The organism is Streptomyces sp. UG1 (assembly GCF_049974585.1).
Taxonomy (GTDB): Bacteria; Actinomycetota; Actinomycetes; order Streptomycetales; family Streptomycetaceae; genus Streptomyces.
In genome coordinates this window covers 40,138-53,937 of the sequence record NZ_JBNGGG010000030.1, presented here as the reverse complement: position 1 = coordinate 53,937, position 13,800 = coordinate 40,138, and the positions used below count along the sequence as shown (strand labels likewise).

Annotated in this window: 8 protein-coding genes; 7 read left to right on the top strand and 1 reads right to left on the bottom strand. The window is 68.3% G+C overall.

Annotation, left to right across the window (positions count from 1 at the left end):
- Nucleotides 1-223: 223 nt before the first annotated feature.
- The 7 genes from ACP4J3_RS30440 (at nt 224) to ACP4J3_RS30410 (ending at nt 13,050) form a co-directional block, all read left to right on the top strand.
- Complete coding sequence (locus ACP4J3_RS30440) at nt 224-1,492, top strand: extracellular solute-binding protein (RefSeq protein ID WP_426539271.1); 1,269 nt, start codon at nt 224-226, stop codon at nt 1,490-1,492.
- A gap of 322 nt (nt 1,493-1,814) precedes the next feature.
- On the top strand, nt 1,815-2,819 hold the full coding sequence (locus ACP4J3_RS30435; protein ID WP_426539269.1) for a carbohydrate ABC transporter permease: 1,005 nt from the start codon (nt 1,815-1,817) through the stop codon (nt 2,817-2,819).
- A 13-nt stretch (nt 2,820-2,832) separates the two neighbouring features.
- A complete protein-coding gene (locus ACP4J3_RS30430; RefSeq protein ID WP_426539268.1) occupies nt 2,833-3,744 on the top strand; it encodes a sugar ABC transporter permease in 912 nt (303 codons plus the stop codon).
- 129 nt (nt 3,745-3,873) lie between these two features.
- Entirely contained in the window at nt 3,874-5,538 is a 1,665-nt protein-coding gene (locus tag ACP4J3_RS30425) for a glycoside hydrolase family 13 protein (RefSeq protein WP_426539267.1), read from the top strand.
- Between the two features lie 187 nt (nt 5,539-5,725).
- A complete protein-coding gene (locus ACP4J3_RS30420; protein ID WP_426539265.1) occupies nt 5,726-7,105 on the top strand; it encodes an alpha-amylase in 1,380 nt (459 codons plus the stop codon).
- Between the two features lie 126 nt (nt 7,106-7,231).
- Nucleotides 7,232-12,637, top strand: coding sequence for a pullulanase-type alpha-1,6-glucosidase (gene pulA, locus ACP4J3_RS30415; RefSeq protein WP_426539264.1), 5,406 nt, complete (start codon nt 7,232-7,234; stop codon nt 12,635-12,637).
- Nucleotides 12,638-12,693: 56 nt separating this feature from the next.
- Nucleotides 12,694-13,050, top strand: coding sequence for a 5-carboxymethyl-2-hydroxymuconate Delta-isomerase (locus tag ACP4J3_RS30410; RefSeq protein ID WP_426539263.1), 357 nt, complete (start codon nt 12,694-12,696; stop codon nt 13,048-13,050).
- Nucleotides 13,051-13,057: 7 nt separating this feature from the next.
- On the opposite strand, the gene ACP4J3_RS30405 is transcribed toward ACP4J3_RS30410, so the two are convergent.
- Nucleotides 13,058-13,747, bottom strand: a complete 690-nt coding sequence (locus tag ACP4J3_RS30405; RefSeq protein WP_426539262.1) for a TetR/AcrR family transcriptional regulator — start codon at nt 13,745-13,747, stop codon at nt 13,058-13,060.
- Between the last annotated feature and the right edge of the window lie 53 nt (nt 13,748-13,800).

The following is a 13,800-nucleotide window of genomic DNA, read 5'->3' as shown; positions in this document are numbered from 1 at the left end:
TCCACCGCCGAAAAGAAGCGTCTCACGGCGGTCGCCGAGAGGTCACGCCCGGATAACTTCGGAGACTTCTTGCACTTTTTTTCTGCAAGACCTTTCGCAAGCATTGCATCGCTGTTACGTTCACGTCGCCCGGCCGCCGCAACGGCGCAGTCGGCAAGACAGCAGGGTCAGGCAGACGGGGCCGCCCCTGCACCACACGGGCTTTCACCCTCAAGGAGAACTCATGCGGCGTGGCATAGCGGCCACCGCGCTGGTGGCGTCCCTCGCTCTCGCGGCGACGGCCTGCGGCGGGGACGACAGCGGCAGCGACTCGAGCGGGCCGGTCACCATCACCTGGTGGGACACCTCCAACGCCACCAATGAGGCGCCGACGTACCAGGCCCTGGTCAAGGAGTTCGAGGCCGCCAACAAGGACATCAAGGTCAAGTACGTCAACGTCCCCTTCGACCAGGCGCAGAACAAGTTCGACACCGCCGCCGGCTCCAAGGGCGCCCCGGACGTGCTGCGCTCCGAGGTGGGCTGGACCCCCGCCTTCGCCAAGAAGGGCTTCTTCCTGCCGCTGGACGGCACCGAGGCCCTCGCCGAGCAGGACAAGTTCAAGTCCAACCTGATCGAGCAGGCCAAGTACGAGGACAAGGTCTACGGCGTCCCCTTCACCACGGACACCCTGGCCCTCGTCTACAACAAGGACCTGTTCGAGAAGGCCGGCGTCGAGGCGCCGAAGACCTGGGACGACCTGAAGAAGGCCGCCGCCACGATCAAGGACAAGACCGGCGTCGACGGCTACTGGGGCTCCACCCAGTCCTACTACGCCCAGACGTTCCTCTACGGCGAGGGCACCGACACCGTCGACGCCGACGCCAAGAAGATCACCGTCAACTCGGCCGCGGCCAAGAAGGGCTACGGCACCTGGCTGAGCCTCTTCGACGGCAAGGGCCTGCACAAGGCCGACACCACCGCCGACGCCTACGCCCACATCCAGGAGGCGTTCGTGAACGGCAAGGTCGCCGCGATCATGCAGGGCCCCTGGGAGATCACCAACTTCTACAAGGGCTCGGCGTTCAAGGACAAGAACAACCTCGGCATCGCCACCGTCCCGGCCGGCTCCACCGGCAAGGCGGGTGCCCCGACCGGCGGCCACAACCTCTCCGTGTACGCCGGCTCGGACAAGGCGCACCAGGAGGCCTCGCTGAAGTTCGTGAAGTTCATGACCTCGGCGAAGGCCCAGGAGACCATCGCCCTGAAGAACTCCACGCTCCCGACGCGCGACGACGCCTACACCGCCGAAGTGAAGGCCGACCCGGGCATCGCCGGCTACCAGACGGTGCTCGCCGCCGCCCAGCCGCGCCCTGCGCTGCCCGAGTACAGCTCGTTCTTCCCCCACCTGGACACCGAGCTGAACGGCATCGCCGGCGGCAAGGAGTCCCTGGACAAGGGCCTGGGCGACGCCGAGACCGCCATCGCCAAGCTGGTCCCGGACTTCAGCAAGTGACCCCGACTGGCCGCCGGATCCTCCCGAACTTGGGAAGGATCCGGCGGTCTGCCGGGGCCTGTACACCCTTGATCTGCAGAGCGTCTCTGATTGGCCGAGTGTTACTCAGGGTGTGAGCCAATCGCCTTCGTGCCCTGGTACTGAACGGCAGATGCTGTCAGCCCGCGTGGCACGTCCCTCCGGACACTGGCCGACCAGGCTGCAAGACCTGATCGGGGAGGGTGCCCGATGTCGCCTGGGCACCGGGCGTGCTCGTAGCACTCTGCCACAGGTCCGCTACGTTTCGCTAACCAACTGGTAAGCCGAAGAAGGTTGTCGAACCATGACAGTCGCCATCGACCGCGCGACCGGCAAGGTGCGCGGTGAGCGCGCGCCGCGGCGCGGGCCGCTGAAGCGCCTCAAGAGCAGCTACCGGAAGTACTGGTACGCCTACGCGATGATCACGCCCGTGGCCATCGTGCTCGGCGTCCTCGTGCTGTACCCGCTGGCGTACGGCTTCTATCTGACGCTCACCGACGCCAACAGCCTGAACACGGCCCGCACGATCGGCGTCAACGAGATCGAGGCCACCTATAAGTTCATCGGCTTCGACAACTACGCCGACATCCTGTGGGGCCCGACCTCCTACGACCGCTTCTGGTCCCACTTCATCTGGACGATCGTCTGGACGGCCGCCTGTGTCGCCCTGCACTACACGATCGGCCTGGGCCTGGCTCTGCTGCTCAACCAGAAGCTGCGCGGACGCACCTTCTACCGGATGATGATGGTCCTGCCGTGGGCCGTGCCCACCTTCGTCACCGTCTTCGGCTGGCGCTTCATGCTCGCCGACGGCGGCATCATCAACGCCGGCCTCGAATGGCTCCACCTGCCGACACCGCTGTGGCTGGAGGACACCTTCTGGCAGCGGTTCGCCGCGATCATGGTCAACACCTGGGCCGGTGTGCCGTTCATGATGCTCTCGCTGCTCGGCGGACTGCAGTCCATCGACGCCAGCCTCTACGAAGCCGCCGAGATGGACGGCGCGACCGCCTGGCAGCGCTTCAGGTACGTCACCCTGCCGGGCCTGCGGTCCGTCAGTTCCGCCGTCGTACTCCTCGGCATCATCTGGACCTTCAACCAGTTCGCGATCATCTTCCTGCTGTTCGGCAACACCGCGCCGGACGCCCAGATCCTCGTCACCTGGGCCTACCGCCTCGGCTTCGGACAGCAACCGCGCGACTTCGCGCAGTCGGCGGCGTTCGGGATGCTGCTGCTGGCCATCCTGGTCGTCTTCACCTCCTTCTACCGCCGCTGGCTGAACCGCAATGACCAGCAGCTCGCGATCTGAGGCGGGAGTCCCCATGAGCACCACGACCGTTTCGACACCCGCTTCCGCGGACCGGCCCGCCGCGGACACCGCACCGCCGCGCAAGGCACGCCGCCGCGGCGAGAGCGGCCCCCTCGCCGCGCTCACCTCCCACGGCATCCTGATCGTGGCGAGCCTGGTCGCGATCTTCCCGGTCGCCTGGCTGGTCTTCCTGTCCCTCGGCCCCGACAAGGACGACTATCTGCACCCCGGCGGCATCTGGAGCAAGATGACGCTGGACAACTACTCGTTCGTCCTGCAGCACACGAACTTCTTCCACTGGGCTGCGAGTTCGCTGATCGTCTCGCTCGGCACCACCGTCGTCGGAGTGATGGTGGCCGCCACGACCGGCTACGCGGTCTCGCGCATGCGGTTCCCCGGCTACAAGAAGTTCATGTGGCTGCTGCTGCTCACACAGATGTTCCCGATCGCCGTGCTCATCGTGCCGATGTACCAGATCCTGTCGGATCTGCAGCTCATCGACAGCTACCTTGGCCTCATCCTCGTCTACTGCGCGACCGCGGTGCCTTACAGCGCCTGGCTGCTCAAGGGCTATTTCGACACCATCCCGTTCGAGATCGACGAGGCCGGACGCGTCGACGGACTGACCCCCTTCGGCACGTTCGTACGGCTGATCCTGCCGCTCGCCAAGCCCGGGCTGGCGGTCGCCGCCTTCTACAACTTCATCACGGCCTTCGGCGAGGTCGCGTTCGCCTCGACGTTCATGCTCTCCGACACGAAGTACACCTTCGCCGTCGGTCTGCAGAGCTTCATCAGCGAGCACGACGCCCAGCGCAACCTCATGGCCGCCACGGCGGTGCTGGTCGCGATACCCGCCTCCGCGTTCTTCTACTTCGTGCAGAAGAACCTGGTGACCGGCCTGACCGCGGGCGGCACGAAGGGCTGACCCGCGCAGACCCGAGGCGGCCGCGGTGGCCATCCGACCCCGCTGCCACCGCGGCCGCCTCGCCACCTCCGCCCGCCGTACCCGCACCACACCCCTATGACCTCAACACCCTTACGTACCAAGGACGCCATGAGCCAGCACTCCGCCGACCCGGCCCCGAACTCCGCCCTCGCCACCGTCGCCAAGCGCCGTGACTGGTGGCGGGACGCGGTGATCTACCAGGTCTATCCGCGCAGCTTCGCCGACAGCAACGGCGACGGCATGGGCGATCTGGAAGGCATCCGCTCCCGCCTGCCGTACCTGCGCGACCTCGGCGTGGACGCCGTGTGGCTCAGCCCCTTCTACGCCTCCCCGCAGGCCGACGCCGGGTACGACGTCGCCGACTACCGGGCCGTCGACCCGATGTTCGGCAACCTGCTCGACGCGGACGCGCTGATCCGCGACGCCCGGGAGCTGGGGCTGAGGACCATCGTCGACCTGGTCCCCAACCACTCCTCCGACCAGCACGAGTGGTTCAAGCGGGCGGTCGCGGAGGGGCCGGGTTCCCCGCTGCGCGACCGCTACCACTTCCGCCCCGGCAAAGGCGCGAACGGCGAACTCCCGCCCAACGACTGGGAGTCCATCTTCGGCGGCCCGGCGTGGACGCGTGTCGCCGACGGCGAGTGGTATCTGCACCTCTTCGCGCCCGAGCAGCCCGACTTCAACTGGGAGCACCCGGCGGTGGGGGACGAGTTCCGCTCGATCCTGCGCTTCTGGCTGGACATGGGCGTCGACGGCTTCCGTATCGACGTGGCCCACGGACTGGTGAAGGCGGAGGGCCTGCCCGACCTCGGCTCCCACGAACAGCTCAAGCTGCTGGGCAACGATGTCATGCCGTTCTTCGACCAGGACGGCGTGCACGCCATCTACCGCCAGTGGAGGTCCGTCCTCGACGAGTACGCCGGCGAGCGCATCTTCGTCGCCGAGGCGTGGACCCCGACCGTCGAGCGCACCGCGAACTACGTCCGCCCGGACGAACTGCACCAGGCCTTCAACTTCCAGTACCTGTCGACGGACTGGGACGCGGCGCAACTCCGCGAGGTCATCGACCGCACCCTTCAGGCCATGCGCCCGGTCGGCGCCCCGGCGACCTGGGTCCTCTCCAACCACGACGTCACCCGCCACGCCACCCGCTTCGCCAACCCTCCCGGCCTCGGCACCCAGATCCGCACGGCCGGGGACCGCGAACTCGGCCTGCGGAGGGCGAGGGCGGCGACCCTGCTCATGCTCGCGCTCCCCGGGTCGGCCTACGTCTACCAGGGCGAGGAGCTGGGTCTGCCGGACGTCGTCGACCTCCCCGACGAGGTGCGCCAGGACCCGGCGTACTTCCGCGGCGCCGGCCAGGACGGCTTCCGTGACGGCTGCCGGGTGCCGATCCCGTGGACGCGGACGGGATCGTCGTACGGCTTCGGCACGGGCGGAAGCTGGCTGCCGCAGCCGGCGAGCTGGGGCGAGCTGAGCGTCGAGGCGCAGACCGGCGACCCGGACTCCACCCTGGAGCTGTACCGCTCCGCCCTCGCCGTCCGCCGCGCACAGCCCGACCTGGGCGCCGGCGACTCGGTGGAGTGGCTCAAGGCACCCGAGGGCGTCCTCGCCTTCCGGCGCGGGGAGTTCGTGTGCGTCGCGAACACCACGGGGGAGTCGGTGACGACACCTTCGTACGGCCGTGTCCTGCTCAGCAGCGGCGAGGTGGCCGAGACCGAGGGCGAGGCGAAGGTGCCGGCGGACACGACGGTGTGGTGGACCACGGTGTGATGTCCGGTTCTTGAGGCGAGGGCCCGCCGTCCGTTTCCGGGCGGCGGGCCCTCGCCTTTGCCATCGGACAGGACAACGAAACTACTTGCTATGAGTTTCAACTCTCTTGCTGTAAACCTTTCGTGGCGGTACGGTCACGCCGGCGCCCGGCAAAGACGCCTGGCCGTCATCGCAAGGAGTTACGCCTGTGATATCGAGATGGTCCGTCACCGCGACCGCGCTGGCCGTTGCGTCGGCAGCCCTGATGGCGCCCGCGACCACCGCGACTGCCTCCCCGCCCGGCACCAAGGACGTCACCGCGGTGCTGTTCGAGTGGAAGTTCGCCTCGGTCGCCAAGGAGTGCACCAACACCCTCGGCCCCGCCGGCTACGGCTTCGTCCAGGTCTCCCCGCCCGCCGAGCACATCCAGGGCGCGCAGTGGTGGACCTCGTACCAGCCGGTGAGCTACAAGATCGCCGGACGCCTCGGTGACCGTACGGCCTTCCAGAACATGGTCAACACCTGTCACGCGGCCGGTGTGAAGGTCGTCGTCGACACCGTCATCAACCACATGTCGGCGGGCAGCGGCACCGGCACCGGCGGCTCGTCGTACACGAAGTACACCTACCCGGGCCTGTACTCGGCGCCCGACTTCGACGACTGCACGAGTCAGATCAACAACTACCAGGACCGCTGGAACGTCCAGCACTGCGAACTGGTGGGACTCGCCGACCTGGACACCAACGAGTCGTACGTCCGCGGCGCGATCGCCGGGTACATGAACGACCTGCTGTCCCTGGGCGTCGACGGCTTCCGCATCGATGCCGCCAAGCACATGGACGCCGCCGACCTCGCCGACATCAAGTCCCGGCTGACCAACCCGAACGCCTACTGGAAGCAGGAGGTCATCTACGGCAGCGGAGAGGCCGTCCAGCCGACCGAGTACACCGGCAACGGCGATGTGCAGGAGTTCCGGTACGCCTACGACCTCAAGCGCGTCTTCAACAACGAGAACCTCGCCTACCTGAAGAACTACGGCGAGGGCTGGGGCTACATGAGCAGCGGCGTCTCCGGTGTCTTCGTCGACAACCACGACACCGAGCGCAACGGCTCCACGCTCAACTACAAGGACGGGGCGAACTACACCCTCGCCAACGTCTTCATGCTCGCCTGGCCCTACGGCGCCCCCGACATCAACTCCGGCTACGAGTTCACCGACCACGACGCCGGACCTCCGAACGGCGGCACGGTCAACGCCTGCTGGCAGGACGGCTGGAAGTGCCAGCACAACTGGCCCGAGATCAAGTCCATGGTCGCCTTCCGCAACGCCACGCGCGGTGCGGCCGTCACCAACTGGTGGGACAACGGCGGCGACGCCATCGCCTTCGGGCGCGGCGGCAAGGGATTCGTGGCCATCAACCACGAGCCGGGCTCGCTGAGCCGTACGTACCAGACGTCGCTGCCCGCGGGGACGTACTGCAACGTGCAGAACAACACCACCGTGACGGTGAACTCCAGCGGCCAGTTCACGGCCACCCTGGGAGCCAACACGGCCCTGGCGATCCATGCGGGCAAGTCGAGCTGCTGAGCCGTCAGCTCCCCCTGCTGAAAAGTCTTACCGATCGTTTCAAGACTCTTGCTGAAAACCTTTCGGCGGCGATACGGTCGCGCGGGGTCGGACCCACGAGAGCCGTATCGCAAGGAGTCCACGTCAGTGATACCCAGATGGCCGGCGCCGTCGAGGCGCCGAACCGCCCATGGCGGACGGGTCGCTGCGGTCACCGTGACCGCGCTGGCCGCAGCGCTCGTCCAGCCCCTCGCGGCGCGGGCGGACACCCCGCCGCCGCCCCCGTCCGACGCCAGGCTCGCCGCCGAGCCCGCCCGGCACGACGCCACCCGTGAGCAGTTCTACTTCGTCCTGCCGGACCGTTTCGCCAACGGCGACCGCGGCAACGACAAGGGCGGACTGACCGGCTCCCGCCTCGCCACCGGCTACGACCCGACCGACAAGGGCTTCTACCAGGGCGGCGACCTCAAGGGCCTGACCAAGCGCCTCGACTACATCAAGGGCCTGGGCACCACCGCCCTCTGGATGGCCCCCATCTTCAAGAACCGGCCCGTGCAGGGCACGGGGAACGACGCCTCCGCCGGGTACCACGGTTACTGGATCACCGATTTCACCCAGGTCGATCCGCACTTCGGGACCAACAAGGACCTCCAGACCCTCATCTCCAAGGCGCACGCCAAGGGCATGAAGGTCTTCTTCGACGTCATCACCAACCACACGGCGGATGTCGTCGACTACGAGGAGAAGTCCTACGACTACCTCTCCAAGGGCGCCTTTCCGTATCTGACCAAGGACGGCCGGCCGTTCGACGACGCCGACTACGCGGACGGCGCGAAGCGCTTCCCGGCCGTCGACACCGACTCCTTCCCGCGCACGCCGACGGCCGGTCAGAACACCAAGGTCCCGTCGTGGCTCAACGACCCGACGATGTACCACAACCGCGGCGACTCCACCTTCGCCGGTGAGAGCTCCACGCACGGCGACTTCTCCGGCCTCGACGACCTGTGGACCGAGCGTCCCGAGGTCGTGAAGGGCATGGAGCGGATCTACCAGCGCTGGGTCAGGGACTTCGACATCGACGGCTTCCGGATCGACACCGTGAAGCACGTCAACACGGAGTTCTGGACCCAGTGGGCCACGGCGCTGGACGCCTACGCCGCAAAGCAGGGGCGCGACGACTTCTTCATGTTCGGCGAGGTGTACTCGGCCGACACGAACATCACCTCCCCGTACGTCACCCAGGGCCGCCTCGACGCCACGCTCGACTTCCCCTTCCAGGAGGCGGCACGGCAGTACGTCTCCCAGGGCGGCAGCGCGAAGAAGCTCGCGGGTGTCTTCGGCGACGACTACAAGTACACGACCGACAAGGCCAACGCCTACGAGCAGGTCACCTTCCTCGGCAACCACGACATGGGCCGCGTCGGGTACTTCCTGAAGCAGGACAACCCCGAGGCCACGGACGCGGAGATCCTCGCCAAGGACCGGCTCGCCAACGAGCTGATGTTCCTCAGCCGCGGCAACCCGGTCGTCTACTACGGCGACGAACAGGGCTTCACCGGCTCCGGCGGCGACAAGGACGCCCGCCAGACCCTGTTCGCCTCGAAGACCGCCGACTACCTCGACGACGACCAGATCGGCACCGACCGCACCCACGCGAGCGACGCCTATGACACGGGTGCCCCGCTCTACCGGCAGATCAGTGCCCTCGCCAAGCTCCGCAAGGCCAACCCCGCCCTCACCGACGGTGTCCAGACCGAGCGCTACGCGGCCGACGGCGCCGGCGTGTACGCCTTCACGCGCACCGACGCCAGGACGGGCACCGAGTACGTGGTCGCCTTCAACAACGCCGACGAGGCTAAGACGGCGACGTTCGCGACCGGTTCGGCAGGCATGGCGTTCAAGGGGATCTACGGGACCGACGGCTCGGTCAGGAGCGACGCCGACAAGAAGGTCACCGTCACCGTCCCGGCCGGTTCGGCGGTCGTCTACAAGGCGGCCGGCAAGCTCGCCGAGCCGGCCACCGCACCGACGCTCACCCTGAAGGCACCGGCCGCCGGGGCCACCGGCACGGTCGAGATCGGCGCCGACGTCGACGGCGGACAGCTCAACCGGGTCGTCTTCGCGGCGCAGGTCGGCAACGGCAAGTGGCGGACCCTGGGCTCGGCCGACCACGCCCCGTACAAGGTCACGCAGGTCATCGACAAGGACGTACCGGCCGGGACGGCCCTGCGCTACAAGGCCGTCGCGATCGACTCGGCGGGCCGCAGAGCGAGCGCCACGGCACAGAGCACCACCGGTACGCCGCCCGTCCCCGAGACCCCGACCGCCTCCTCCCGCGACTACGCGATCGTCCACTACAAGCGCGCCGACGGCGACTACGCGAACTGGGGCCTGTACGCCTGGGGCGATCTCGCCGACGGCGAGTCCACCGACTGGCCGGAGAGCCATCCGTTCATCGGCCGGGACTCCTACGGCGCCTTCGCCTACGTCAAGCTCAAGCCCGGCGCCTCGTCGGTCGGCTTCCTCGTCATCGACAAGGACGGCGACAAGGACGTCTCCGCCGACCGCACGATCGACGTCACCAAGACCGGTGAGGTCTGGGTCGAGCAGGGCAAGGAGGCCGTCCTCACCGAGAAGCCGGCGGCCGACTACCCGGCCCCGGACCAGTCCAAGGCCGTCCTGCACTACCACCGCGCCGACGGCGACTACGACGGCTGGGGCCTGCACACCTGGGCGGGTGCCGCGAACCCCACCGAGTGGTCGAACCCCCTGATGCCGGTCAAGACTGATTCCTATGGCGCAGTCTTCGAGGTACCGCTCACCGACGGTGCCACCAGCCTCAGCTACATCCTCCACAAGGGCGACGAGAAGGACCTGCCGGCCGACCAGTCCCTCGACCTCAAAGCGAACGGCCACGAGGTGTGGCTGGTGAGCGGCCAGGAGAAGTACCTGCTCCCGCAGCCCGCGGGCTCCGCCGCCGCGCTCGATCTGACCACCTCCAAGGCGGTCTGGATCGACCGGAACACCCTCGCGTGGAACGGCTCCGAGGCCGCCGCCTCCACCCAGCTCCTGTACAGCCGGGCCGGTTCGATCGCCGTCGAGGACGGCGCGCTGACCGGCGACGACCAGCGCTGGCTCCGGCTGTCCAGGACCTCCCTCACCGACGCCCAGAAGGCGAGGTTCCCGCATCTGAAGGACTACGCCGCCTGGTCCGTCGACCCACGGGACCGCGACCGGGTCCGCGAGGCCCTGCGCGGCCAGGTCGTCGCCTCGCAGCGCGCCGCCAGCGGTGCCGTTCTGGCCGCGACCGGCGTACAGATCGGCGGTGTGCTGGACGACCTCTACGACGCGACGCGGGCGAAGCTCGGGCCGACGTTCCCCAAGGGCCGGCCGACGCTGGCCGTCTGGGCGCCCACGGCGCAGTCGGTCAAGCTGGAGATCGGCGACTCCACCGTCGCCATGAAGCGGAACGACACCACCGGCGTCTGGTCCGTCACCGGGCCCGGGTCCTGGAAGAACAAGCCCTACCGGTACGTCGTCAAGGTCTGGGCGCCCAGCGTCCGCGAGGTCGTCACCAACAAGGTCACCGACCCCTACTCGGTCGCCCTCACCGCGGACTCCGAGCGCAGCCTCGTCGTCGACCTGCGCGACCGGTCCCTGGCGCCGGCCGGCTGGTCGACGTACACCAAGCCGAAGCCGGTGCCGCTGAAGGACGCGCAGATCCAGGAGCTGCACATCCGGGACTTCTCGGTGGCGGACGAGACGGTGCCCGCGAAGAACAAGGGCACCTACCTCGCCTTCACCGACAAGCTCAGCGACGGCTCCAGGCACCTGAGGAAGCTGGCCGCGGCGGGCACGTCGTACGTCCATCTGCTGCCGGCCTTCGACATCGCCACCATCCCCGAGAAGAAGTCCGACCAGGCGACCACCGACTGCGACCTGGCCTCCCTCCCGGCCGACTCCGACCGGCAGCAGGAGTGCGTGGCGAAGATCGCCGCGAAGGACGCCTACAACTGGGGGTACGACCCGTACCACTACACGGTCCCCGAGGGTTCCTACGCGACCGACCCGGACGGCACCGCGCGCACGGTCCAGTTCCGCGAGATGGTCAAGGCCCTCAACGAGGACGGCCTGCGGGTCGTCATGGACGTCGTCTACAACCACACGGCGGCGAGCGGGCAGGCGGACACCTCCGTCCTCGACCGGATCGTGCCCGGCTACTACCAGCGCCTCCTGGCCGACGGCTCGGTCGCGAACAGCACCTGCTGCGCCAACACCGCCACCGAGAACGCCATGATGGGCAAGCTGGTCGTCGACTCGGTCGTCACCTGGGCCAAGCAGTACAAGGTCGACGGCTTCCGCTTCGACCTCATGGGCCACCACCCGAAGGCCAACGTCCTGGCCGTCCGGCGGGCCCTCGACGAGCTGACCCTCGCCGAGGACGGCGTCGACGGCAAGAAGATCATCCTGTACGGCGAGGGCTGGAACTTCGGCGAGGTCGCCGACGACGCCCGCTTCGTGCAGGCCACGCAGCGGAACATGGCCGGCACCGGCGTCGCGACCTTCTCCGACCGGGCGCGGGACGCCGTACGCGGCGGCGGCCCCTTCGACGAGGACCCGGGCATCCAGGGCTTCGCCTCCGGCCTGTTCACCGAGCCCAACTCGTCCAAGAGCAACGGCGCTTCGGACGAACAGAAGGCACGCCTCCTGCACTACCAGGACCTGATCAAGGTCGGCCTGTCCGGCAACCTCGCCGACTACCGCTTCACCGACACCGCGGGCAAGGAGGTCAAGGGCTCCGAGGTCGACTACAACGGCGCCCCCGCCGGCTACGCGGCCGCCCCCGGCGACGCCCTCGCCTACGCCGACGCGCACGACAACGAGTCGCTGTTCGACGCGCTGGCGTACAAGCTGCCGGCCGCGACCGGCGCCGCCGACCGCGCCCGGATGCAGGTCCTCGCCATGGCCACGGCGACCCTGTCGCAGGGTCCGGCGCTCTCCCAGGCCGGCACCGACCTGCTGCGCTCCAAGTCCCTGGACCGCAACTCCTACGACAGCGGCGACTGGTTCAACGCCATCCACTGGAACTGCGCCGACGGCAACGGCTTCGGGCGAGGGCTGCCGATGGCTGCCGACAACGCCTCCAAGTGGCCGTACGCCAAGCCGCTGCTCGGCACCGTCAAGGTCGGCTGCGAGCAGATCGACGGCACCTCGGCGGCGTACCGGGACCTGCTCAGGATCCGTACGACGGAGAGCGCCTTCTCCCTCGACACGGCGGAGCAGGTGCAGTCGAAGCTGTCCTTCCCGCTGTCCGGCGAGGGTGAGACACCCGGCGTGATCACCATGCGCCTCGGTGACCTGGTCGTCGTCTTCAACGCGACGCCCGAGCGGCAGGAGCAGCGGATCGCCTCGGCGGCCGGGGAGGGCTACCGGCTGCATCCGGTGCAGGCCTCGGGCGCGGATCTTGTGGTGAAATCCGCGGCCTATGAGGTGGAGTCGGGCACGTTCGCCGTCCCGGGACGCACGGTCGCCGTCTTCACTCGGGCCCACTGATACGGCACTGACCTGAGGGTTAGGGTGAGCGCTGCTGACGTAGAACAGGAGCGCTCATGCCGCAGATCACCGTCGACCACTCGAAGACGATCTCCTTCGACCGGGCGGGCTTCGCCCGGGACCTGCACCACGCGATCGTCGAGATCGCGGCGGCCAAGCCGGAGGCGTGCAAGACGCAGTTCCGGGCCAGTGAGGACACGGCGTTCGGCTACGAGGACCCCGAGGAGCAGGGCCACGCGGTCGTCCACGTCACTCTCGGCCTGCTCGCCGGCCGCACCGACGAGACCAAGGCCAAGCTGACCGAGACGGTCCTGGAGCTGCTGCGCCGGCACATCGAGGACGACGGCACCGTCCTGCACGCCTCCGCCGAGGTACGCGACCTCGACCCGTCGTACCGCAAGTTCGAGCGGTAGGCGATCTCTAGGACGCCAGTGAGATCAGCCGGTTGACCAGGTCGCTGAACGGGCCGTCGGCCGGCTCGTCCTTGAGCATGCGGCGCAGCAGTGCGCCCATCTCCTCGTCGGCGGCGGCGCTGACGGCGGCCAGCGCGGCGAAGTCGTGCACGAGCTGGAGCTCCAGCTCGGCGCGGGGGATGCGCCGGCCGTCCAGCCAGATCAGCGCCGTCGACTCGGCGAGCGAGATCCAGGAGCGGACGACCAGCTCCAGCCGCGCGGGCGGATCCGCCACGTCCAGATGCGAAAGGATTTGGACATACGCGGCCTGCCGTACCGAGTCGATGAGCGCGTTCGTCGCCGTCGAGCCGACGGCCGGGCCGCCGCGCATCAGCGCCGAGAAACCGGGGCCGTGCTCGTCGACGAAGTCGAAGAACCGCCGCATCACCCGCAGCAGCCGCGCCCCCAGCGGCCCCTCGCGCGGCTCCACGAAGCGGTCGGCCAGGTCCTCCGAGGCGCGCTTCAACGCGGCCTCGTACAAGCTGAGTTTGCCGGGGAAGTAGTGGTAGACCAGTGGGCGCGAGATGCCCGCGGCGGACGCTATCTCGTCGATGGAGACATCGTCGGGCGAGCGCTGGCTGAACAGTTCGAGGGCGACGCCGATCAACTGCTGCCGCCGCTCCTCGACTCCCATTCTTCGCCGTACCCCGGTAGTCATGCGAACACCTTACCGATCGATTCCGGCCTCGAACGGTCCGGACCGACCATGGT